Origin of the sequence: Capnocytophaga sp. oral taxon 902 (genome assembly GCF_013394735.1) — a bacterium.
GTDB classification, from domain to species: Bacteria; Bacteroidota; Bacteroidia; order Flavobacteriales; family Flavobacteriaceae; genus Capnocytophaga; species Capnocytophaga ochracea.
The window spans coordinates 2,514,668-2,538,062 of sequence record NZ_CP058261.1 but is presented as its reverse complement, the minus strand read 5'-3'; the positions used below and the strand labels follow the sequence as shown (position 1 = coordinate 2,538,062).

General features: G+C 38.0%; 20 protein-coding genes and 1 pseudogene. 16 read left to right on the top strand and 5 right to left on the bottom strand.

Annotated elements, in window-relative coordinates:
* Positions 1-109 precede the first annotated feature (109 nt).
* From ctlX to ruvB, 11 genes are all read left to right on the top strand, one after another.
* On the top strand, positions 110-1,042 hold the full coding sequence (gene ctlX, locus HW278_RS10870; RefSeq protein ID WP_178977821.1) for a citrulline utilization hydrolase CtlX: 933 nt from the start codon (positions 110-112) through the stop codon (positions 1,040-1,042).
* Positions 1,043-1,057: 15 nt separating this feature from the next.
* Positions 1,058-1,576 carry an adenine phosphoribosyltransferase gene (locus HW278_RS10865; RefSeq protein ID WP_016478792.1) on the top strand — a complete coding sequence of 173 codons (519 nt, stop codon included), beginning with the start codon at positions 1,058-1,060 and terminating at the stop codon, positions 1,574-1,576.
* A gap of 162 nt (positions 1,577-1,738) precedes the next feature.
* Positions 1,739-2,806 (top strand): F0F1 ATP synthase subunit A, encoded by a 1,068-nt coding sequence (atpB, locus tag HW278_RS10860; protein WP_178977820.1) that lies wholly within the window; start codon positions 1,739-1,741, stop codon positions 2,804-2,806.
* A gap of 58 nt (positions 2,807-2,864) precedes the next feature.
* A complete protein-coding gene (atpE, locus tag HW278_RS10855; RefSeq protein ID WP_002671466.1) occupies positions 2,865-3,065 on the top strand; it encodes an ATP synthase F0 subunit C in 201 nt (66 codons plus the stop codon).
* A 155-nt stretch (positions 3,066-3,220) separates the two neighbouring features.
* Complete coding sequence (locus tag HW278_RS10850; protein ID WP_002671464.1) at positions 3,221-3,712, top strand: F0F1 ATP synthase subunit B; 492 nt, start codon at positions 3,221-3,223, stop codon at positions 3,710-3,712.
* A gap of 8 nt (positions 3,713-3,720) precedes the next feature.
* On the top strand, positions 3,721-4,269 hold the full coding sequence (gene atpH / locus HW278_RS10845; RefSeq protein ID WP_016478794.1) for an ATP synthase F1 subunit delta: 549 nt from the start codon (positions 3,721-3,723) through the stop codon (positions 4,267-4,269).
* Positions 4,270-4,367: 98 nt separating this feature from the next.
* A complete protein-coding gene (gene atpA / locus HW278_RS10840; RefSeq protein WP_002671460.1) occupies positions 4,368-5,948 on the top strand; it encodes a F0F1 ATP synthase subunit alpha in 1,581 nt (526 codons plus the stop codon).
* A 29-nt stretch (positions 5,949-5,977) separates the two neighbouring features.
* Entirely contained in the window at positions 5,978-6,691 is a 714-nt protein-coding gene (locus HW278_RS10835) for a DUF1266 domain-containing protein (RefSeq protein WP_178977819.1), read from the top strand.
* A 36-nt stretch (positions 6,692-6,727) separates the two neighbouring features.
* Positions 6,728-7,591 carry an ATP synthase F1 subunit gamma gene (gene atpG / locus HW278_RS10830; protein ID WP_178977818.1) on the top strand — a complete coding sequence of 288 codons (864 nt, stop codon included), beginning with the start codon at positions 6,728-6,730 and terminating at the stop codon, positions 7,589-7,591.
* 40 nt (positions 7,592-7,631) lie between these two features.
* On the top strand, positions 7,632-8,795 hold the full coding sequence (locus HW278_RS10825; protein WP_178977817.1) for a pseudouridine synthase: 1,164 nt from the start codon (positions 7,632-7,634) through the stop codon (positions 8,793-8,795).
* A 38-nt stretch (positions 8,796-8,833) separates the two neighbouring features.
* A complete protein-coding gene (gene ruvB, locus HW278_RS10820; RefSeq protein WP_009418380.1) occupies positions 8,834-9,859 on the top strand; it encodes a Holliday junction branch migration DNA helicase RuvB in 1,026 nt (341 codons plus the stop codon).
* A 75-nt stretch (positions 9,860-9,934) separates the two neighbouring features.
* Here the strand turns inward: ruvB and HW278_RS10815 are convergent, their stop codons facing one another.
* On the bottom strand, positions 9,935-11,563 hold the full coding sequence (locus HW278_RS10815; protein ID WP_178977816.1) for an acyl-CoA carboxylase subunit beta: 1,629 nt from the start codon (positions 11,561-11,563) through the stop codon (positions 9,935-9,937).
* Positions 11,564-12,211: 648 nt separating this feature from the next.
* Here HW278_RS10815 and HW278_RS10810 point away from each other — a divergent pair.
* The 5 genes from HW278_RS10810 to lipB all read left to right on the top strand — a co-directional run bounded on the left by HW278_RS10810 (position 12,212) and on the right by lipB (position 16,977).
* The gene (locus HW278_RS10810; RefSeq protein WP_178977815.1) at positions 12,212-13,234 is read left to right on the top strand and encodes an OmpA family protein; all 1,023 of its coding nucleotides are present in this window, start codon (positions 12,212-12,214) and stop codon (positions 13,232-13,234) included.
* Positions 13,235-13,336: 102 nt separating this feature from the next.
* Positions 13,337-14,335, top strand: a complete 999-nt coding sequence (locus tag HW278_RS10805) for a cellulase family glycosylhydrolase (protein WP_178977814.1) — start codon at positions 13,337-13,339, stop codon at positions 14,333-14,335.
* Between the two features lie 24 nt (positions 14,336-14,359).
* The gene (gene asnA, locus HW278_RS10800) at positions 14,360-15,367 is read left to right on the top strand and encodes an aspartate--ammonia ligase (RefSeq protein WP_178977813.1); all 1,008 of its coding nucleotides are present in this window, start codon (positions 14,360-14,362) and stop codon (positions 15,365-15,367) included.
* Positions 15,368-15,428: 61 nt separating this feature from the next.
* The gene (locus tag HW278_RS10795) at positions 15,429-16,304 is read left to right on the top strand and encodes a neutral zinc metallopeptidase (RefSeq protein WP_009420053.1); all 876 of its coding nucleotides are present in this window, start codon (positions 15,429-15,431) and stop codon (positions 16,302-16,304) included.
* Positions 16,282-16,977 carry a lipoyl(octanoyl) transferase LipB gene (gene lipB, locus HW278_RS10790; RefSeq protein ID WP_178977812.1) on the top strand — a complete coding sequence of 232 codons (696 nt, stop codon included), beginning with the start codon at positions 16,282-16,284 and terminating at the stop codon, positions 16,975-16,977. Before HW278_RS10795 ends, lipB begins: the two co-directional genes overlap by 23 nt.
* 64 nt (positions 16,978-17,041) lie before the next feature.
* Here lipB and HW278_RS10785 read toward each other — a convergent pair.
* The 4 genes and pseudogenes from HW278_RS10785 to HW278_RS12920 form a co-directional block, all read right to left on the bottom strand.
* Positions 17,042-19,023, bottom strand: a pseudogene (locus tag HW278_RS10785) (OmpA family protein).
* A gap of 110 nt (positions 19,024-19,133) precedes the next feature.
* Positions 19,134-21,086, bottom strand: a complete 1,953-nt coding sequence (locus tag HW278_RS10780; protein WP_178977811.1) for an OmpA family protein — start codon at positions 21,084-21,086, stop codon at positions 19,134-19,136.
* Between the two features lie 57 nt (positions 21,087-21,143).
* Entirely contained in the window at positions 21,144-22,055 is a 912-nt protein-coding gene (locus tag HW278_RS10775) for a type IX secretion system membrane protein PorP/SprF (protein ID WP_178977810.1), read from the bottom strand.
* Between the two features lie 145 nt (positions 22,056-22,200).
* Positions 22,201-23,391 carry a gliding motility-associated C-terminal domain-containing protein gene (locus tag HW278_RS12920; RefSeq protein ID WP_255493624.1) on the bottom strand — a complete coding sequence of 397 codons (1,191 nt, stop codon included), beginning with the start codon at positions 23,389-23,391 and terminating at the stop codon, positions 22,201-22,203.
* Positions 23,392-23,395 lie beyond the last annotated feature (4 nt).

The window sequence follows — 23,395 nt, the reverse complement described above, 5'->3', positions numbered from 1 at the left end:
GATAAAATCGGAATTGTAGCGTTTTTGAAAAAATAATTTTTCTTGCTTCATTGTTAATTACTGATTATTTTGTACTTTTGTCGCTTTGAGTGCTAACCATTGTTTACTGATGAAAAAACAAATTACCAATACTGTACTAATGGTGCGCCCTGTGCGCTTCCGTATGAACGAAGAAACCGTTGTGAACAACTATTTCCAGGAGGAAATGGATTTGAAGAACGAGGAAATCAATCGCCAAGCGCAACAAGAGTTTGATGCCTTTGTGCATAAACTACGTGAGGTAGGAGTAAAAGTGATTGGTGTAGACGATATTTACGAGCAAAACACTCCTGATTCGGTATTTCCGAATAATTGGATTACCTTTCACCAAAATGGCAACGTAGCAATTTACCCTATGTTTGCCGAAAATCGGCGTCGTGAGCGTCGTGAAGATATTTTGGATAAGGTAGAGGAAGAAGGTTTTCTCATCGAAAATGTGTATGACTATACTGATGCTGAACAAGAAAACATCTTCTTGGAAGGTACGGGAGCTATGGTGCTCGACCGCGTGCATCGCAAGGCTTATTGTGCGCTCTCGCCCCGCGCTGATGAGGAACTATTTATTGAGTTCTGTGAAGATTTTGAGTATACGCCTGTAATTTTCAAGGCTTACCAAAAGGTAGATGGTAAGCAAGTACCTATCTATCACACCAATGTGATGATGGCTTTAGGTGAAAATTTTGCGGTGGTGTGTTTAGATACCATCACCAACAAAAGTGAGCGCAAGAACCTTTTGCATCACCTAAAAGAAGACAAGAAAGAGATTATCAGCATCACCCCTGAACAGATGTGCCAGTACGCAGGCAATATGCTACAAGTGCAGGGTAAGGACAGTACTTATTTGGTGATGAGTGATGCCGCTTATAACGCCCTTACCCCTCAACAGATACAGACGATTGAGAAATATACCCAGATACTCCACAGCAATTTAGAGACCATTGAGACTTGTGGAGGAGGCAGTGCGAGGTGTATGCTAGCAGAAGTGTTTAATCCACGTAATTAGGTGACAAGTAAAAAAATGGACAAAAAAGAATATATTAAAAGTAAAATTAGAGATATTAAAGATTTTCCAAAAGAGGGAATTATCTTCAAAGATATTACACCTTTGCTAATGGATGTGAAAGCAGGGCAATATGTAATAGACCTGCTCGTGGAGAACCTGCACGGACAGAAAATAGACAAAGTAGTGGGTATGGAAAGTAGGGGGTTCTTCTTCGGAATGTTGCTTGCACAACGATTGGGGGCTGGCTTTGTACCGGTACGCAAAAAAGGGAAATTACCTTACAAAACACTCTCACAAACCTACGATTTGGAGTACGGGCAAGACGTATTGGAAATTCACGCAGACGCTATTATAAAAGGTGAAAAAATCCTTATTCACGACGATATCCTCGCTACTGGTGGTACTGCTGAAGCGGTAGTAAAACTTGTAGAACGCCTCGGTGGTGATATTGTACAACTAGATTTCTTGATGGAACTCCACTTTTTGAACGGCAGAGAGAAACTCAAAGGACACCCTGTGTATAGCATTTTATAAGAATTAGAAGTTAATAATTAGAGCGAAACCTAAATCTCAACTCCTAAAATATAACTTCTGTATTTCAGTAGGTTATATTACATTAAGTGAAAAAATGTGTTAAATAATTTCGCCACTTAAATAAAAACTCCTACATTTGCACGAATAAAAACAAAACAAGTAATGAAAGTAAAGAATTACATTCTATATATCACTTTATTTGTAACCTCACTCATTCCTCTACAAGGTTTTGCAACTGAAAATGAGGAAGGAGAGCCTTTTCAAATCAACGATTTGATTGATGAACACATCAACGATTCACACGATTTTCACTTGTTTGATTATAAAGGGCACACTTATTCGTTACCCTTGCCTATCATTCTTTATACCGATAAAGGATTAGTGACTTTCCTATCGAGTGCCTTCCATCACGACAACAAAGGTACGGTAGTAGTAGATAAAGACGGACAGCGATTTGTGCGCTACAAAGAAGATATTTACTATGCAAATGCTGATACACCTCTCTCTTTCAACGCGAAAGGAGAAGTAACCAATACGCGTCCGTTAAACTTTTCTATTACTAAGAACGTGTTTTCATTGCTTTTAGTATCGGTATTGATGGTGCTCATCTTCACCTATATGGCACGTTCTTACAAGAAGAACCCCAAAGCCCCTAAAGGCTTAACAGGAGTTTTAGAACCTATAGTACTCTTTGTGCGCGATGAGATAGCGATTCCTAACATAGGCGAAAAGTACTACAATAGGTATATGCCTTATTTGCTTACTGTGTTTTTCTTGATTTGGATAGGAAATCTCTTCGGATTAATTCCGTTTTTCCCGTTTGCTGGTACGGTAACTAACAATATTCTTTTCACAGGTATGTTGGCTATCTTTACCCTTATTCTCACTTTATTTAGCAGTAACAAACACTATTGGAAGCATATTTTTGCTCCCCCAGGAGTTCCTACCTGGATATTACCAATTATGATACCTATTGAAATGTTGAGTGTTTTTACTAAGCCTTTTGCCTTGATGATACGTTTATTTGCCAATATGACGGCAGGACACATCATTGTACTGAGCTTGATTTCACTCATCTTCATCTTTGGAACGGTGTATATATCGCCTGTGTCGATAGTTTTTACCTTGTTTATCTGTATCTTGGAGCTATTGGTAGCTGTTTTGCAAGCCTATGTGTTTACACTGTTATCAGCTTTGTTTATAGGACAAGCAGTGGAAGAAGAACACTAATCAATTGATAATTGATAATTGACAATTAACAAGTAAGTAACTAATTAATTTTATATATATGGTTTTAGCAGGAATTGGGGCTGGATTAGCAGCCATTGGAGCTGGAATCGGTATTGGTAAAATTGGTGCTTCTGCTGTTGAAGGAGTAGCACGCCAACCCGAAGTGTCTTCAAAAATTCAAACTGTGATGATTATTGCTGCAGCACTTATCGAAGGGGTAGCCCTTTTTGCTGTGGTAGTAGCACTCATCGCAAAATAGGACGACAAAACCGTTGTGCAACGGTTGGTTACACAACGGTTTTATAAAATTAGGGCGTATGCCACTAATGATGAATTGCCTTTTATCCCTACATAAAGGGACACAAAAGAGAATAAAATAATCATATTATTAAAGACTAAATAACAACTAAAGAAATGAATTTAGCACACCCCGAAAGTTTATTATTCTGGAATACTCTCATATTTCTGATATTGCTTTTCCTCTTAGCAAAATATGCTTGGAAGCCCATAATGAATGCGGTTAAACAACGCGAAGACTCTATCAATAAGGCTTTGGAAGCTGCTGAAGAAGCTCAAAAACAAATGGCAAATCTCAAAGCCGATAATGAGCGCCTTTTAGCTGAAGCACGTGCCGAGAGAGATGTAATTTTGAAAGAGGCAAGAGATGTTAAAGATAAAATAGTAACAGAAGCCAAAGAAGAAGCACAACGCGAAGGCGAAAAACTTATCAAGCAAGCGCAACAAGCGATTGACAGTGAGAAGAAAGTAGCCTTGGCACAGCTGAAAGACCAAGTGGCAGCTCTTTCTGTTGAAATGGCTCAGAAAGTGATGATGAGCGAACTCTCAGACGAGAAGAAACAAACTGCGCTCATCAACGATTATCTAAAAGGTGTTACGTTAAACTAAAATAGGTTATGTACGGATTGAGAGTAGCAAATAGATATGCCAAGGCACTCTTGGAATACGCTCTTCTACAAAATGCATTAGAAGGGGTTTTCGCTGATATGACCTTGATAGATAAAACAATAAAAATGAATAAGGACTTGGAGCGTATGCTCATTTCGCCTATTGTGAAAACAACGGTAAAGAAGAATGTCCTTACTGAAATATTTACAATGGTTACTCCTGAAACGCAACGTTTGTTCGATTTGCTTATTCAGAACCGACGCTTGCCAATACTCGGAGCAGTAGCCGAGAAGTTTGTTGTATTGTACAACGATTATAAGCATAACAAAACAGCAGTAGTAACTACGGCAACTCCGCTTAATGAAGCTACCCGCAAAGAGATACTCGAAAAGGTAATGATGCTTACTAAAAATAAAAATGTTACCCTTGAGAACAAGATAGATAAAAATATTATTGGGGGCTTTATTCTTCGTGTAGATGATGTGCAATACAACGCCAGTGTAGCGCATAAACTTAGCAGATTACAACAAGAGTTTCAAGAGAAACTGTTTCTGTAAGCAAGAGACGAAAAGGTAAGGAGAAAGAATTGTTTAAATATTGATATAAATAAGACTGACAACTAAAAACTAACGACTAAGAAATAACAACTGAAAAAATGGCAGAAATAAAAGCCGCTGAAATTTCAGCAATTTTAAAAGAACAATTAGCTCACTTCGACGCCAATGCTTCTTTAGAAGAAGTAGGAACGGTATTACAAGTGGGAGACGGTATTGCGCGTATCTTCGGGCTATCGAATGCACAATACGGTGAATTAGTGAAATTTGACAACGGACTACAAGGGATTGTCCTCAACCTCGAAGAAGACAACGTGGGGATTACTCTCTTAGGTCCCTCTACCGATATTAAAGAAGGGGATACCATAAAACGTACAGGGCTTATTGCTTCTATCAATGTAGGTGAAGGCATTGTAGGGCGTGTGGTAAATACCTTAGGACAACCTATTGATGGAAAAGGACCTATTACCGGCAAGCTATACGAAATGCCGTTGGAACGCAAAGCCCCTGGGGTAATCTTCCGTCAGCCTGTAAACGAACCTCTACAAACAGGTATCAAGGCTATCGACGCAATGATTCCTATCGGTCGCGGACAACGTGAGTTAGTGATTGGTGACCGACAAACGGGTAAAACTACCGTGTGTATCGACACTATCCTCAACCAAAAAGAATTTTACGATGCGGGTAAACCAGTATATTGTATCTATGTGGCTATTGGTCAGAAAGCTTCTACCGTAGCAGGTATCACTAAAACCTTAGAAGATGCGGGTGCTTTGGCTTATACTACCATTGTAGCGGCTAATGCTTCCGATCCAGCTCCTATGCAGGTATATGCACCTTTCGCAGGAGCTGCTATTGGGGAATACTTCCGTGATACAGGTCGCCCAGCTCTTATTATCTACGACGACCTTTCTAAACAAGCGGTAGCTTACCGTGAGGTATCACTTCTATTACGCCGTCCACCTGGACGTGAGGCTTACCCTGGTGACGTGTTCTACTTGCACTCTCGCTTATTAGAGCGCGCTGCCAAAGTAATTAATGATGATACTATCGCACGCCAGATGAACGACCTACCCGAAAGCATTGCACCACTCGTAAAAGGGGGAGGTTCTCTCACTGCTTTGCCAATTATCGAAACTCAAGCGGGTGACGTATCAGCCTATATCCCTACTAACGTGATTTCTATTACTGACGGACAGATATTCTTGGAGTCCGATTTGTTCAACTCAGGGGTACGTCCAGCTATCAACGTGGGTATTTCGGTATCGCGTGTGGGAGGTTCAGCACAGATTAAATCGATGAAGAAAGTAGCGGGTACCCTCAAATTAGACCAAGCACAATACCGCGAACTCGAAGCTTTCGCTAAATTCGGCTCTGACCTCGATGCAGCTACTATGGGGGTTATCGAAAAAGGAAAGCGCAATGTGGAAATCTTAAAACAACCACAAAACGACCCTTACCCCGTAGAAAACCAAATTGCAATTATCTATGCAGGTTCTAAAAACTTATTGAGACAAGTGCCTGTGGACAAGATAAAAGAATTTGAGAGAGAATATTTAGAGTTCCTTAATGTATCCCATCGTGACATTTTAGACGAGCTAAAAGCTGGCAAACTCACCGATGAGATTACAGCTACTCTCGAAAAAGTAGCGAAAGATTTGAGTGAAAAATACGCAAAATAGTAAATACATCTTTTTAAACATTTATTCTTATGAGTGTTATTATATGGGTAATTATTGGAGCCATCTTTTTATTTGCGCTAAAGATTTATGTAAATAAAGTTTATACAAAAAAACATTTGCAAAAACAAATAGGGCACATCAATCAAAACCCTTTAACAGAGGAACAAATACGATTGCTTACTTTTGGGGCGATACTAACGTATTACCGTGGTGAAAATCTACTAAACCTGATACCTACTGAAATATTAGAAACATATCAGAAAGGATTACGTCGACAATGGGAAATAACAGATACAGCATCTGCTAAAGAAACTATAAGTGACTTATTAGCAGAGAAACGTTCGTTACAGTTCCGACATCTGCTAACGCAAACCTCACCTGAGCTTAGCAAAATACAGAAACAAATAGCCAAAGGTTTGGAGATAGAATTAGCACAAGTAGAAGCAGTAAAATCGGCTTATGCGTGGGATTTGTGTAGAGCAGCTTCTTTGGCTAAATGGTGTTATTGGTGCCAATATATCACAGAAACTGAAATGTGGGATATATTGCAAAAAGTATCCGATACAGCAAAAGAACAAGGCAAGAATTGGCAAGAATATACCATATCTTTCCTTTTAGGACGTACTATTCAGGGTTTTGATTTGGAAAACCTTATTATTCTAACCTCTCAGCTATTCCATAGCAAATCACCTTCATTAAGGAAGATAGAAGGAATAGATGTTTATCAAAGGTATTCTTTTTAACAGCAATGATAAAATTGCTAACTGTTAATTGATAAAATGGCGAATTTAAAAGAAATACGAAGCAGAATTTCATCGGTAAGTTCAACGATGCAAATTACAGCAGCGATGAAAATGGTATCGGCAGCCAAACTGAAAAAGGCTCAAGATGCTATTGTAGCGATGAAACCTTATGCTTATAAACTCAAGCAGTTATTAGAACATCTTAGTGCTGCCTTGGGTGATGAGAATGTTTATAACCCGCGCAAAGGAGAGGTAAAAAAAGTACTTTTGGTACCTATCACCTCCAATAGAGGACTCTGCGGGGCGTTCAATACCAGCGTGATTAAAAAAGCGTTAGAGTTAGAACAAACTACCTATAAAGACAAGCAGGTACAACTCTACACCATAGGTAAAAAAGGTAATGATGTGTTGAAAAAATACGACAATATTATAGCTCATAACAGCGAGATTTTCGATAAGCTCACCTTTGCTACAGCTGCTACTTTGGCTGAAGAACTAATGGAATTGTACACTTCGGGTAAATATGACCAGATAGTATTGGTGTACAACAGCTTTAAGAATGCAGCTACTCAAATTCTTACCGAAGAAACATTTTTGCCTATTCAGCCTATAACTACTAAAGCAAAAGGCAAAGAACTAAACACAAATTATATTTATGAGCCTTCTAAGCAAGAGATTGTAGAAGAACTCATTCCGCGTTCGTTAAAAACAGAGATTTTCAAAGCCTTACGCGACTCAGTAGCAGCAGAGCACGGTGCTCGTATGACAGCTATGCACAAAGCTACCGACAATGCTCAAGACCTTAAGAACGAACTCATACTCACCTACAACAAAGCCCGTCAGGCTACTATTACCGGTGAAATTATAGAAATCGTAGGAGGTTCAGAAGCCTTAGCATAATGTAATGCGTCGGCATACATAATAGAGAGATTTAATTTATATGGAAAACAAAAAATTTAATAATTACAAGAAGAATAGCTATTCCTCTAATGGGAATTCAGAGAAAAAGCCTTACAATTCTTCTTATAACAGCGGTAACAATCGTAACAACAACGGCAATAGTTCATTCAAAAAGAAAACTTACGGACAGAACGAAGGACGCAGTTACAGCAATAACAGTGGCAACCGTTATGAAAATAATAGCAGTAATCGTTATGAAAATAACGGTGGCAATCGTTACAACAATAGTAACAATGGTTACAACTCCGAAAATAGAAAATCTTACAATCCTAACTTCAAAAAGAACGAGGGATATAACAAGCCTAACAACTACAACCGTAATGAAGGTTATAACCGAAACGATAATTATAAAAAACCTTTCAACAAAAAACCTTATAACAACATCTACAAACCTCAAAACAACGCTCCTATAGACTACCCTACTACCACTCCAACTGAAGTGCGTTTGAACAAATATATTGCCGATGCTGGTATCTGCTCACGCCGTAATGCCGATATGTATATTTCGGCAGGTAATGTAACGGTGAATGGTGAAGTAATGACCACGCTTGGCTATCGCGTAAAGCCTACCGATGAAGTGCGTTTTGATGGAAAACTCCTTTCTTCTGAAAAGAAAGAATACATCTTGCTCAACAAACCCAAAGGTTTTATCACCACTACCAACGATGAGAAAGGACGCAAAACTGTAATGGATTTGGTCGCAAATGCTACTAATGTACGCATCTTGCCTGTAGGTCGTTTAGACAGAGCTACTACAGGGTTGTTATTGCTTACCAATGATGGAGAGCTTACCAAAAAACTCACTCACCCCACTCACGGTGTGCGCAAAATATACCACGTAATTCTCGACCGCAAACTCGACTACAAAGACTTTATGAAGGTACAAGACGGATTAGAGTTAGAAGATGGTCTTATTGAAGTAGATGAAATCAGCTATGTGAACGACAAACCTAAGAATGAAATAGGCATCAAAATTCACAGTGGTCGCAATCGTATTGTACGTCGTATTTTTGAACACTTGGGCTATCAAGTAGAAAAACTCGACCGTGTAGTATTTGCTGGGCTTACTAAAAAAGATTTACCTCGTGGTCATTGGCGTCGTCTCACTCAGCAAGAAGTAATCAACCTTCGCAATATGAAGTGATTCAATCTCCTAACTCATATTACCTAAATCCTAAAAGCTTGAATAAAAACTTAGACCCAAATAAAGAAAATTATTCGGCGCAAGAACTCGATATAGAAAGAGCCTTGCGCCCTTTGTCGTTTGATGATTTTGCAGGGCAAGAAGCAGTTTTAGAAAACCTAAAAGTATTCGTAAAAGCTGCTAATATGCGTCACGAAGCACTCGACCATACCCTTTTTCACGGACCTCCTGGACTTGGAAAGACAACTCTCGCTCATATTTTAGCTAACGAATTGGGCGTAGGTATCAAAATTACTTCAGGCCCTGTGCTTGATAAACCTGGTGATTTGGCAGGATTACTCACTAATTTGCAAGAGCGTGATGTACTTTTCATCGACGAGATACACCGCTTGAGCCCAGTAGTCGAAGAGTATCTTTACTCAGCTATGGAGGACTACAAGATTGATATAATGATAGAGTCAGGCCCTAACGCCCGCACCGTACAAATCAATCTCAATCCATTTACGCTTATAGGGGCGACTACCCGTTCAGGGCTACTTACAGCTCCTATGCGTGCACGTTTTGGTATTCAAAGTCGATTACAGTATTATTCTACCGAACTTTTGGCAGATATCGTTCAGCGCAGTGCTTCTATCCTTAAAGTACCAATTTCTATGGAAGCTGCTATAGAATTAGCGAGCAGAAGTAGAGGTACCCCGCGTATTGCGAATGCTCTCTTGCGCCGTATTCGTGACTTTGCTCAGATAAAAGGCAATGGTGAAATAAATATTGCTATTACCCGCTTCGGACTCAAAGCCTTAAATGTAGATGCTCACGGATTAGACGAAATGGACAACAAAATTCTTTCAACTCTTATTGATAAGTTCAAAGGAGGGCCTGTGGGAATTACCACTTTGGCGACTGCCGTTTCCGAAAGTGCTGAAACTATTGAAGAGGTGTATGAACCTTTCCTCATTCAAGAAGGATTCATCGTGCGTACTCCTCGCGGACGCGAAGTAACCGATTTAGCTTATAAACACTTAGGTAGAGTGAATCCTGCGAGGCAAGGCACTTTATTTGATTAAACAAATAACAATTAGATAGAAAAAATCCCTTAAAGTATGATGTTACTTTAAGGGATTTTTTATTGTTTATCTATTTTATACTTGTATCACACCCAAATTAAACGCTCTTTCAATAGGGGCATTATTAGCGGCTTCTATACCCATTGCTATCCATTGGCGAGTTTCTAATGGGTCGATAATGGCATCAGTCCAAAGGCGAGCAGCGGCGTAGTAGGGTGATATCTGCTCGTCGTATTGCTCTTTGATATGAGCAAAAAGCACGGCTTCTTTTTCAGGGGTAAGTTCCTCTCCTTTTTTCCTTAGGTTGGCAGTTTCTATCTGCAAGAGTACTTTAGCAGCTTGCGTGCCTCCCATTACCGAAATGTTTCCACTGTGCCACGATACGATAAGACGCGGGTCGTAAGCCTTACCGCACATTGCGTAGTTACCAGCCCCATACGAGTTGCCTATCACGACCGTAAATTTAGGCACTACCGAATTAGCAACCGCATTCACGAGTTTAGCCCCATCTTTGATAATCCCTCCGTGCTCTGATTTGGATCCTACCATAAAGCCCGTAACATCTTGCAAAAAGAGCAAGGGAATTTTCTTTTGGTTGCAATTGGCTATAAAGCGGGTCGCCTTGTCGGCACTATCCGAGTAGATTACTCCTCCAAACTGCATTTCCCCTTTCTTAGTTTTTACCACTTTGCGCTGGTTGGCAACAATGCCTACTGCCCAACCCTCAATACGCGCATAGCCCGTGAGAATGGTTTGTCCGTACCCTTCTTTATATTCGTCAAATTCTGAATTGTCTACCAATCGAAGGATAATTTCCTTCATATCATAAGGCTCTGTGCGCAATTTAGGCAAGATACCGTAAATTTCGTTAGGGTCTTTCAGCGGTTTATGAGCTTCAATGCGGTTAAAGCCCGCTTTTTCGGTATCGGCGAGTTTAGCCATTGTACGGCGTACACGGTCGAGAGCGTCTTTATCATCGGTTGCCTTGTAGTCGGTTACCCCGCTAATTTCGCAATGGGTAGTGGCTCCACCTAAGGTTTCATTGTCGATGTTTTCGCCTATCGCTGCCTTCACTAAATAGCTACCTGCTAGGAAGATACTGCCCGTTTTATCTACTATCAGTGCCTCATCGCTCATTATTGGTAGGTAAGCTCCACCCGCCACACAACTGCCCATTACTACGGCTATTTGGGTGATGCCCATACTACTCATCAGGGCGTTGTTGCGAAAAATGCGACCAAAGTGTTCCTTATCGGGAAAAATCTCGTCCTGCAAAGGCAAGTACACCCCTGCACTATCCACCAAATAGATGATAGGTAATCGGTTCTCCATCGCAATTTCTTGAGCGCGTAGGTTCTTTTTGGCAGTAATAGGAAACCACGCTCCCGCCTTTACAGTAGCGTCATTAGCTACTACTACGCATTGTCTACCAGCTACATAGCCTATCACCACCACTACACCAGCCGAGGGGCAACCGCCGTGTTCTTCGTACATTCCCTCACCGGCAAAAGCGCCTATTTCTATTTGGGGTTTATCATTGTCTAACAGATACTCTATGCGTTCACGAGCCGAAAGTTTACCTTGGCTGTGAAGCTTTTCGAGGTTCTTTTTGCCCCCGCCTTCTTTTACTTTTTTCAAGCGTTTGCGCAACTGACTAAGGGCTAATTTATTGTAATCTTCGTTTGTATTGAATTGAATGTCCATTATAATGTTATGAGGGTGCAAAGGTAGAAAATAATTATGAATTACAAATGATGAATAATAAGTAACAAAATAATACAGAAAATGAATCGTATAGACCTTTTATATTTTAACATCAGTTCAATATAACAAAGTAGTACTTTTCAATCACTTTTGCGTTGCTACAATCTCTCCCAGAAAGCAGGTCGCTTTCGTTTTTCATCACTTTTCTTTCGCCAAAACCTCTTTTCATCCTTCACTTTTAACCATTCACCATCAACTACTTATACACCCTTTCTATACCAATCTTCCAAGATTCGTTCAAGCTTCCTATAAGCTCCCTATAAGCTAAGCATACCCATTTACCCTCTATTTTTCACTTTTTAGCCAATTTACTCCTTCCGAACCTCTCCGAAATCTTTCGATAATCCAATTCTCTCAGCTTGCTAACTTAATCACCTGCGTAGCTCGCACTGTCCATTATGCCACAACTGCCCGTACAGCTTACACCTAATTTGCTAATCAAAAAAATTGGCACTAATTTTGTAAAGGTAGAAATAAGGTATAAGTTACCTAACTCTAACTAAGAGAGAAATTGTTAAAAATGTTAAATTAAAAAGGAAAACTGTACAACTTTTAAGAAGTTTTTGTACATTTGTGCCTTAATTTGAAATGAAAAATATGAAGATAAAAGTTCTATTTGCCCTATTCTTAGGAGGTTGCTTCTTAGGTTTTTCACAAATAAAAGTATCTCCTGTCGAAATTTATAACACAGTAGTAGATAGAGGATATGAAATACAAGAAGTTGTAGAACGATTAGGCGATTATTACTATGCTAGTAAAGATTATCCTAAGGCATTCTATTGGTATGAAAAACTGATGAAAGACGGCAACTACTCTCCTCAACCTATCAACCGTTACCGCTATGCAGTGGTATTGCAAGCCTTAGGTAAAAAAGATGAAGCTAAAAAACAATTTAACCTTTTCGAGGTACTCACAAAAAAAAGTGACGCTCCTCAAACTAACCCTACACCAGATTGCTCTCGTGAAATTATAGGCACTGTAACCGATGCCGAAACAGGTGCCAAAATTTCTGGTGCTCAAGTTTATATATTCGATAGTGCTATGGGAGCTCTTTCCAGCAATACAACTGATAGTAAAGGCTCTTTTACTACCAAAAAACTGAACTGTAACTTCCAAAATGGCTTTGTGGAAATCGTAAAAAAAGATTATGATATTGCCGATGTTCCTATCGTTTTTGAGAACAATAACACTCTCAAAAAAACAATATCATTAGCCCCTCACACAATAAGCCTTAACGAGGGCGATGATTTAGCCCCTGTTTTTGCCATTGATAATATTCATTTTAACTACGGAAGAACCAATATCCGATATGACGCCTCTGTGCAATTAGCTAAAATTGTGGCTTTTTTGGAAGCCAATCCTACTGTAAAGATAGCAATTAAAGTGCACACCGATAGCCGAGGAGAAGACGGTTACAATATGAACCTCACCGAAACTCAAGCACAATCTATCTATCAATGGCTTGTAAGCAAAGGTATTTCTCCTAACCGATTAACTGCCAAAGGTTATGGCGAAACGCAATTGGTAAATGGTTGCGAAAACGGAGTGCCTTGTAGCGAAGAAGAACACCAAGCCAATAAACGCGTAGAATTTATTATTATCGAAAAATAAAATACTTTTTTCATTAATTTTCATAGCTTCTACACTTTGTTAAACAGCAAGTTTAGCAAAGTGTAGTTTCTTTGATTTTAAAATTAAAAAAACTTACACAATATGAAAGGAAGATACTTACTCCTATTTTTCGTTTTACTAATCGCTTGTAAAGACGAAAAATCAAATCCTGAAAACAAAGAACCAAAAACAGGAGCAGGATTAAGAATTGCTACTGCTTATGGAGCTCCTAATGTCGATAAATGGATTGCTAATGCTAAAGCTATGGGTATTAATTGTATGCGATTGACTGATATGATACAAAAAGATAAAGGTCATTTGCAAGATTTAACCAGTGACCCTGAACATAAGTTTGACGAAATGGATAAGAAAGTAGCCAAAATAGTCGCCAGCGGTATGACTTATGTTTTAGATTTATCCTACATACGAAATCAACTCATAAAAGAAGGTATCAATCCTTATTCACCTTCTACCGATTGGACTCCGTATTTAGAAGCTGTTTTAAACAGAACCCCAATAAAAGGATATACTTATAAAAACGACCCCCACCTTGCTTTCATAGCCATAGCAGGCGAGCCTTTTAGTAAATACAGCGACAATCCAATAGAGAAAGCAGGAAATAAAGCTAATCTCATTGCCTTCTATAAACGGTTAGCCCTTCAGTTAAAGAGAATGGGAGTAACTCGCCCTATTTCAGCAGGTGGGTTTCTTCATCAAGGCAAAGACGGCTGGGGTACTGATGCCGATTTAGGTTTTAAAGAAATATGGTCATTACCCGAGATTGATATTCCTACCATACACGTATACGACGACGACGCTATTAATAGCATTCCCCAATTAGTTGCCTTTTGCCATAGCATTGGTAAACCTTTGGTCATTGAGGAAACAGGAAAAGAATACAAAGGAAATGATGCCGAAAGAGCTCAATGGTTTGAAAAGATTGCCTCCAAAATTAAAGACTCTCAATCCTTCCCCGATGGTATAGGTTTATGGAATATAGGCGAAATGAATGGTTATGATGTTCGCGCCGATGAACACCCTATAACTACCAAAACAGTACGAGACCTAATGCTATTAACTCAAAGCAAGCTACTAAATTAACAAACAGCTTATTATCGTCTGATTATGACTATTATTATCCCTAAAAACTACTCAACTCCCTACGGAATAATGGATACCGAGCGAGCTATAAAACTAATCAAAGACTCTTTTGAGCAGGCTTTGGCGCGTGCTTTAAACCTCACACGTATTTCGGCTCCTTTATTTGTGAAACGTTCCACAGGCCTTAATGATAACCTCAACGGAATAGAACGCCCTGTTAGCTTCGAAATGAAAGATTACAAAGGTGAAGTGATAGAAATTATCCATTCGCTTGCTAAATGGAAACGTTTAGCCCTGAAACGTTATGGTATTACAGCAGGCGAAGGCATTTATACTGATATGAATGCTATCCGTAGAGATGAAGAATTAGATAATACCCATTCTATTTATGTAGACCAATGGGATTGGGAAAAAGTGATAACTCCCTCTCAGCGCACTTTATCTTATCTCAAACAAACCGTAAAACAGCTATATAGTGCCTTTCTTGAAACAGAAGCGCTTTTAGTAAAAGAATATAACAAGTGTAGAGCTTTCCTACCTCGTGAAGTAACATTTATAAGTTCACAAGAATTAGAAGATATGTATCCTAACTTATCACCTTCTGAACGTGAACATAATTTCACCAAAGAAAAAGGAGCCGTTTTTATTACTCAAATAGGCAAAACACTTCTTTCAGGAAAAAAACACGACAATAGAGCCCCCGATTATGACGATTGGGAACTCAATGGCGACCTTATTATTTGGAATCCTGTACTAAACAGCGCTTTAGAACTTTCTTCAATGGGTATTCGAGTAAACGAAGCCTCTCTACATTCTCAACTGAAAGCTTCAAAATCAGAAGAACGTGAGAAGTTAGAATATCATCAGATGCTATTACGCGGTGAATTACCCTTAACTATTGGGGGAGGTATCGGTCAATCTCGTATCTGTATGCTACTCTTGCAAAAAGCTCATATCGGTGAAGTACAAGCATCCATATGGACAGATGATATGGTTCAGTTATGCGATAAGAACGGAATTCATTTATTGTAAACGGATATTGTACATATTGAGAAAAGATGTATCTTTGCACCAAAATATAACAAGATAAACTATGAAATGGGAAGGAAGAAGACAAAGTAGCAATGTAGACGACCGTCGCGGAATAAGTGCTAAAGGTGGTCTTATAGCAGGCGGTGGTATCGTAGGTATCATCGTAGTATTGTTACAACTTTTTGGAGGCGAAACAGGACAACAAGTAGCCTCTGTAGTAAGTCAAGTAGCAGGTGGTAACCAAACTCAACAAGCGGTAGAACGCGTGGAACTCACTGCCGAACAAAAGAAAATAGGTGAATTTACCGCTACAGTACTCGCCGATACCGAAGATGTATGGGATAAAATATTTGCTCAAAATGGTTTAGGAACCTATAAGAAACCTACCTTGGTACTCTTTACCGCTAATGTAAATACAGGCTGTGGAACTGCCTCTTCTGCAGTAGGTCCATTCTATTGTCCTGCTGACCAAAAGCTCTATATGGATATGGATTTCTTTGAAGAACTCAAAACACGCTTCGGAGCTAAAGGTGGCGATTTTGCTATTGCCTACGTAATGGCACACGAGGTAGGGCATCATATCCAAACGCTTTTAGGCACTTCGCAACAAGTACGCCAAAAACAACAAGGGCTCTCCAAAGCAGCTGCCAATAAATGGTCGGTAGCACAAGAATTACAAGCCGATTTCTATGCGGGAGTATGGGCTCATCACAACCAAAAATATTTAGATGCCGACGATATTGACGAAGCTCTTAGTGCGGCTAACGCTGTAGGTGATGATGCTATACAAAAACGTATGCAAGGACACGTAGTACCTGATTCTTTCACTCACGGTACTTCTGAACAACGCAAATATTGGTTTACCAAAGGTTACAATACTGGAGATATCCGTCAGGGTAATATTCAAACTATTTATGAACAAACAAGTAATCGTTAAGGATTTAGGTAATAAAGACTACAAAGAAACGTGGGACTACCAAGAGTCGCTGTTTGAAAAAATAGTCACGCAAAAAACAAATAACAAAGCTAATGGCACAACCTTGCCTACTACTAATTATTTCCTTTTTGTAGAACACCCTCACGTATATACACTTGGCAAAAGCGGTCATATAGAGAATCTGCTCATTGATGAAGAAGGACTAAAAAATAAAGGGGCTACTTTTTACAAAATCAATCGTGGTGGAGATATCACCTATCACGGACCTGGACAGATTGTGGGATATCCTATCTTAGATTTAGAAAACTTTTTTACTGATATCCACAAATATTTGCGTTCTTTAGAAGAAGTAATTATCCGTACTCTTTCCGATTATGGTCTCAAAGGCGAACGCAGTGAAGGTGAGACAGGGGTTTGGCTTGATGTAGGAACGCCTTTTGCTCGCAAAATTTGCGCAATGGGAGTCCGTTGTTCTCGTTGGGTAACAATGCACGGTTTTGCCCTAAATGTAAATACTGATTTAGGCTATTTTGATAATATCATCCCTTGTGGTATTCGCGGTAAAGCAGTAACGTCTCTAAATGTGGAATTAGCAAAAGATAAGGTGGATACTCAAGAGGTAAAACAACGTATCCTTACTCATTTTAAAGAAATCTTTGAAGCAACATTATAAAGAATAAAAAAAGGGAGGTATCAAAATGATAACCTCCCTCCTATTTTATAGAAATATTCTTTTCTTACATTGATATAATAATAAATTCACTACGACGGTTTGCTTGATGCTGTTCTTCAGTACAGGGTACTCCATTTGAGCAACCATTTACTAATTGCGTTTCTCCATATCCCTTACCCGTAATCCTATCTTTGTGAATACCGTGAGCTATAAGCCACTTAATAGTTGATTTTGCACGTCTTTGTGACAATGCTAAGTTATAGCTATCAGAACCTCTACTATCAGTATGTAAGCGCACATCTATTTTCATAGTAGGGTATTCTTCCATTACTTTTACTATTTTAGCCAACTGTTCAGCTGCATCAGGACGAATATTAGCTTTATCATAGTCGAAGTATATATTATCTATTTTTAATTCCTTTGATAAATCATCTCCTATTTTTATAGGTTTCTTCTCAACAATAGGAGATAACAATACTTCAGCATATGTGTCTTTTAATCCTGTTAAAGTAATATTTTGCTCATCAGAAGAAAAACCTTCCTTTATTGTTTTAATTATTAGCTGTTCATCTTTGCAATTGGAAGTATAAAGAAAATTAAAAGTCCCCCCTTATCCGAGATTTGTTCTTCTATTAACTTCAATGACTTATCTAATAAAGTAATTTTAGCATCTGCTATTACTTCTAAACTTTTTGCATTTTTAACAATCCCATTAATGACTTGTTTGCACGAGAACTGTACTGGGGCTTCCTCATAAAAACTATAAATATCATCACTCCCTTTACCTCCTGGTCTGTTCGAAGTAAGATAACCTATTTTAGTATGAGTGTTAATTACATAACAGAAATCATCTTCAGCACTATTGGCAGGGCGACCTACATTCACAGGTTTAGAAATAGGATTGCCTTCCTCATCTAATTTTACGGCATAAATATCTAATCCACCTAAACCTGGAAAACCATCTGATGAATAATACAATATGTTATCATCTGAAACAAATGGGAAAGACTCTCTACCTTGTGTATTGATAAGTGCTCCTAAATTCTCTGGTTTCCCATAACCGTTTTTCAGTATTTTAGCACGATAAATATCCGATGCTCCAATAGTGCCTTTCATATCCGATGCAAAATAAATATATTTGCCATCAGGACTTAAAGCAGGGTGAGCTACACTATGAATATTACTATTAAAAGGCATTTCTTTTACATCTTCCCACTTACCGCTCTTATTTTTGGTAGCTTTAAATATTTTCAACAATACTGTTTCGTCCCCATTAGTCTTTACTTCATTATGGATAAAGTTATTACGAGTAAAATAAATCGTGTTTCCATCTTTGCTAAACGCAGCTGTCGATTCGTTAAACTTAGTATTGATACCATTGAGCTTTCCTTTCTTAAAAACTTGCAAGCTATCGGTAGTTGCCTCATACAAACTATAAAAATTATCTCCTGTCCAATCTGCACGCTTCTTTAAAATACCACCTTTGCTAGTAGCATATACTATATTATTACCATAAAAAGCTGTCCCATACTCTGATTTATTAGTATTAATCTGCAAGGGGTGTAATACCATCCTATGAGAATTTCGCTTAATTTCTGCCTGATAATCTCTATTTTTTTGAAAGAGTACTGCACGCGAATCAGTATTCCCTTTAAGAGCAACAAACTTATCCATCATTTTGTCAGAGGCTTCATAATCTTCCACTGATTTTAAAGTTTGCGCATAACGATAGTAATATTCAGGATTAATATTATAAGGTTTTCCTGTCTTAGCATCAGTATTTGCAAAGAGTTTTGCATACCACTTATTCGCTTGTTTGTAATCAGCATTATAGTAGTAAGCATTAGCCAAATTTTCTAATAGCTCTTGGGTTTCTACTCCTTTACGGGCAATACTTTCATAGGCATTAATAGCCTGTACATAATCCAAGTTCCTGTAATAGTTAGCTGCTTTCTGTAAAGCTTCTTTTTCACTTTGTCCACAAATAGTTTGTGTGAAAGTACTTACAAGAATGGCTAATAAATAGAAAGGTATTTGTTTCTTCATAAATCAATAAAAGGGAAAAATTATAAAAAAGAAGGTTTGTAATATCAACTGGGTAAATAGAAAAATAGGAGTTAATTTATAACTCCTAATCTTCCATTACAATATTTCTATTAATCCATACTTACCACAATAAACTCACTACGGCGGTTAGCTTGATGTTGTTCTTCAGTGCAAGGCACTCCATTTGAGCAACCATTTACTAATTGCGTTTCTCCATAGCCTTTCGCTTTCAATCGCTTGCGGTCAATACCTTGCTTAACTATCCATTCAAGAGTTGATTTAGCCCGACGGTCAGATAAAGCTAAGTTATAAGCATCTGTAGCTCGGCTATCGGTGTGCGAACGAATATCTATCTTCATCTTAGGATATTGTTTCATCACTTCCACAATCTTAGCTAATTCTACCGCTGCATCTGGTCTGATGTTCGACTTGTTTAAATCGAAGTATATTTCTTTTATCTCAAATACTTTAGCTAAATCAGTATCCTTTGAGATAGCTATTTCTCTCGGTTTTAACAAGAACTCGTAGAAGATATCTCCTTCTTTACCCGTTAATACTTTCACTTCTGTGGTTTCATATTTATCTTTTTCAGCTCTTAGGTAATAATATAATTCTTTACAATCCACTTTCTTGAATGCAAAAGTACCATCTTCTTTAGTTCTTTGAGTATCTACCTGTTTCATTGTTCTATCTGATAGTACTATAAGAGCATCTACAATAACGCTTTTTGTATTAGCATCTTTCAGTACTCCTTTCAGCATTTTCTCACAGTCAAAGGATAAAGGTTTCTCTTCATAAAAGCTGTAAATATCATCTTTGCCTTTTCCTCCAGCTCTGTTAGAACTTAAAAATCCTATCTTACTGTCACTATCCATTATAAAACAAAAATCATCATCAGCACTATTACCTGGCTTACCTATATTAATAGGTTTTGATACTGTTCCGTCTTCATAAAACTTTACCGCAAAGATATCCAAACCTCCTAATCCTGGAAAACCATCTGATGAGTAATATAACACATTATTCTTAGAGATAAAAGGAAAAGATTCACGTCCCGACGTATTAATAACATCTCCTAAATTTTCGGGTCTACCGTATTTATTATTTCCTAAAATCTCTACGCGAAAGATATCCGAACTCCCTAAGGTTCCTTTCATATCTGAAGCAAAATAAAGATATTTTTCATCAGGACTCAAGGCTGGGTGTGCCACATTGTATTGGTTACTATTAAATGGCACCTCTACCACATTTCCCCAATCTCCATTTTCATCTTTTGTTGCTTTAAGTATTTTTAGTAAGATAGTATTTTCTCCATTCGTTCCTATCTTTTTATTTACATAGTTATTACGGGTAAAATACACTGTTTTTCCATCTTTTGTAAACACAGCCGTAGATTCATTAAACTTTGTATTTAAAGCTGATGAAAAAGGTTTCTTATTACTTAATTCTTGCTTATTGCGGTCTGCTATATACAGGTCATAAAAACTCTCTCCTGTCCATTGTGAAATTCCTCCTTTAGAAGCTCTACCGCTATTAGCTGCTGCAAAAACTATTTTATCACCATAAAAAGCTGTCCCATATTCTGAATATTCGGTATTAATAGCTACTGGGTGTAATTGCAAACGTCCTGAGTTACTCTCTATCACTTCCCGATAGTCCTTATTCTCTTCATAAAGTACAGCACGCGTATCATTATTACCTGTAAGCTCAGCAAACTGAGACATTAGCTTATTCGCTTCGTCATATTTCCCTACTGATTTTAGTACTTGCGCATAGCGATAGTAATATTCAGGTTTGATTTTATATTTCTTATTCTCAAATAGCTGTTTGTACCAAGGTAATGCTTTCTTGTATTCGGCATTGTAGTAGTATGAATTACCAAGATTTTCTAATATATCTTGATTCACAAATCCTTTCTTAGCAATGCTTTCATATATTTTTATAGCATCAACATAAGCAAAGTTTTTATACATTTCCTTTGCCTTTTGCAACTCTTTCTCATTCTGGGCAAACAGTACAGATATTCCACAAAATAAGGCTATTATAAAAGTGTATTTTCTCATCAACAATTCAATTTTAAGTAATTTATAAAGGCTTATACTCTCTGTTCTCCTTCCTAACTAAAAGAAACGAGGAGACACTATTTTCTTATAGGTTTTGAGCAGTTCATAACGCAAAAAGATTTCGTGTGAACCTGAGTTATATTTTGATAATTCAGTCGTCTCAAAGTCATAAGCATATCCCGCAAACCAACGTTCACTTATCTGAAAACCTGCCATTACACTCACTGCTGCCGACCATCTGTAAGCTGCCCCCAACACAAACTTCTCATTAAACATAAAGTTTGCCGATAAGTCCAATTGCAAAGGTGCTCCAAAGGCTATCTTAGAAAGCACTGCGGGTTTGAATTTTGTATTCTCTGACAAGTTGAACACATAACCACCGATTAAGTACATATGCTGCGTATTTTTCAACACAGACACTGAACTCTTGTTGTAATGAGTGGTTTCCAACATATTAGGCACTGAAAACCCTAAATAATACTTATCAGTATACCAATAAATACCCGCTCCTATATTAGGTGAAAAAACGCTCTCACTGCCCGATAAGTTAGGGTCTGCTTGGTCTTGTTTGGTTAGCTCATCATAATTTATTTGAAATAAGCTACCCGAACCATTGATACCAAAAGCTAATTTAGAGTTCTCAAAGTTCAAAGTATATGAAAAATCAATCGCTAAATCCGTTTGATTTTGAGGTCCTATACTCTCTCTAAAAATACTTCCTCCCAAACCTACATTGCGTAAGCTCTCCATTGGTTGATGATAACTAATGCTTCCATTAGTAGGGGCTCCTTTGATGCCTACCCATTGGGTACGAAACATACCAAAGAAACTGCCTACCTCTCTCGAGCCTGTATAAGCTGGGTTAAACATCATAGTGTTGTACATATACTGGGTATATTGCGACTCTTGTTGTCCATATACCCCTACACTAAACATTGTTAATACTAAAATAAACGCTTTTTTAATCATTTTTAAACTGTGTATTACTTAACTATTTTTCTTCATTACTGTTAATCAGGTAGATAGTAAATCTAACTAACTTTTATTTTGGCAAAAGTACAACTTTTTTACATTTCTACCACTTTTTACACAATATTTTATATCTATACCCTTATTATTTTTGTATATACAGCCACCCTATTTGTGTTTTTTTTCGTTGAGCATCGTAATATTCTAACACATAGTAGTAAGTTCCTAAGGGCATTTTATCTCCTTTTAATACGCGAGAAGTATTATTATATCCTTTTATATCAAACACTTTTTCACCTGCCCGATTGTATACCTTAACTCTATTATTGGGGTAATGCTCTATTCCTCTGATATAAAAATAATCATTCTTTCCATCTCCGTTTGCTGACAAACCATTGTAAACAGTAATTCTTTTCAATTCACTTGTTGTTGTAAAAGTATCTGCTTTTACCTCTATTTTGGCTACTGAACTCGTTACAGTGCCACATCTATCGGTTATAGTCACATAATAATACCTCTCCCCTACTGTTTCAGTTGAAGGTATATAACTATTCGCGCGAGAATCTATTGCCTTACCACCGATATTTGTATTCATAGTACTCTCATACCACTGATACACAGGTGTAGTGGTACCCTTCACTATTACATATAAAGGCGATGGTAAAGCTTTCTGAATATAAACACCTGAGGTAGGTTGTTGTTCGATAGTTAAATAATTCACCTTCAATATTGCTTCCTCAGAGTACTGAACGGTAGCAGTTTTTACATCTGTATAACTATATTTCACCCTATACTTATTCCCGTTTAAGTCAGCATTGACAGCTTCAAAAACTAAGGTTACTTTATTTCCACTTCTAACAGAACCCTTTTCTGTATCTATATCCTTCCATTGGGTGCTTTTATTAGTTAATTCTTGCCACTGATAGTCGATGTTTTTTCCCGTAGCACTTGCTGAGATAAGTTTAGCCTCAGAAGTAAATACAGCTCTTTCTCCATTGCATAACACTTGACTCTCAGGTTGTGTTACAACAACAATATCAGGTGTTACTCCTTTTTCATTTTCTACATTATACACAAGTTGTTGCATATTGCATTCCATTAAATTATCATTACAATTCCTGCCTGCATAAACCTCAACGGTAAAATGTGTCATATCGAAGTTAGTCACTCGGTATTCCAATCGATAAACCATATCTGCATAGGCTCGTAACTCACTTAAAGAATAATACTTCTTCCCTTGCACATCTTGGGCTGTGATAACTCTTTGCTCTTTCTGTTTAATAGGGTCTACTGCTAACAATCTCAATACTTCTATACCTTGTATATTGCGGAGCATAAGC

Coding starts and splice junctions, on each gene's coding strand:
- ctlX (WP_178977821.1), top strand. CDS start 110: ATGAAAAAACAAATTACCAATACTGTACTAATGGTGCGCCCTGTGCGC.
- HW278_RS10865 (WP_016478792.1), top strand. CDS start 1,058: ATGGACAAAAAAGAATATATTAAAAGTAAAATTAGAGATATTAAAGAT.
- atpB (WP_178977820.1), top strand. CDS start 1,739: ATGAAAGTAAAGAATTACATTCTATATATCACTTTATTTGTAACCTCA.
- atpE (WP_002671466.1), top strand. CDS start 2,865: ATGGTTTTAGCAGGAATTGGGGCTGGATTAGCAGCCATTGGAGCTGGA.
- HW278_RS10850 (WP_002671464.1), top strand. CDS start 3,221: ATGAATTTAGCACACCCCGAAAGTTTATTATTCTGGAATACTCTCATA.
- atpH (WP_016478794.1), top strand. CDS start 3,721: ATGTACGGATTGAGAGTAGCAAATAGATATGCCAAGGCACTCTTGGAA.
- atpA (WP_002671460.1), top strand. CDS start 4,368: ATGGCAGAAATAAAAGCCGCTGAAATTTCAGCAATTTTAAAAGAACAA.
- HW278_RS10835 (WP_178977819.1), top strand. CDS start 5,978: ATGAGTGTTATTATATGGGTAATTATTGGAGCCATCTTTTTATTTGCG.
- atpG (WP_178977818.1), top strand. CDS start 6,728: ATGGCGAATTTAAAAGAAATACGAAGCAGAATTTCATCGGTAAGTTCA.
- HW278_RS10825 (WP_178977817.1), top strand. CDS start 7,632: ATGGAAAACAAAAAATTTAATAATTACAAGAAGAATAGCTATTCCTCT.
- HW278_RS10815 (WP_178977816.1), bottom strand. CDS start 11,563: ATGGACATTCAATTCAATACAAACGAAGATTACAATAAATTAGCCCTT.
- HW278_RS10810 (WP_178977815.1), top strand. CDS start 12,212: ATGAAAAATATGAAGATAAAAGTTCTATTTGCCCTATTCTTAGGAGGT.
- HW278_RS10805 (WP_178977814.1), top strand. CDS start 13,337: ATGAAAGGAAGATACTTACTCCTATTTTTCGTTTTACTAATCGCTTGT.
- asnA (WP_178977813.1), top strand. CDS start 14,360: ATGACTATTATTATCCCTAAAAACTACTCAACTCCCTACGGAATAATG.
- HW278_RS10795 (WP_009420053.1), top strand. CDS start 15,429: ATGAAATGGGAAGGAAGAAGACAAAGTAGCAATGTAGACGACCGTCGC.
- lipB (WP_178977812.1), top strand. CDS start 16,282: ATGAACAAACAAGTAATCGTTAAGGATTTAGGTAATAAAGACTACAAA.
- HW278_RS10780 (WP_178977811.1), bottom strand. CDS start 21,086: ATGAGAAAATACACTTTTATAATAGCCTTATTTTGTGGAATATCTGTA.
- HW278_RS10775 (WP_178977810.1), bottom strand. CDS start 22,055: ATGATTAAAAAAGCGTTTATTTTAGTATTAACAATGTTTAGTGTAGGG.
- HW278_RS12920 (WP_255493624.1), bottom strand. CDS start 23,391: ATGCTCCGCAATATACAAGGTATAGAAGTATTGAGATTGTTAGCAGTA.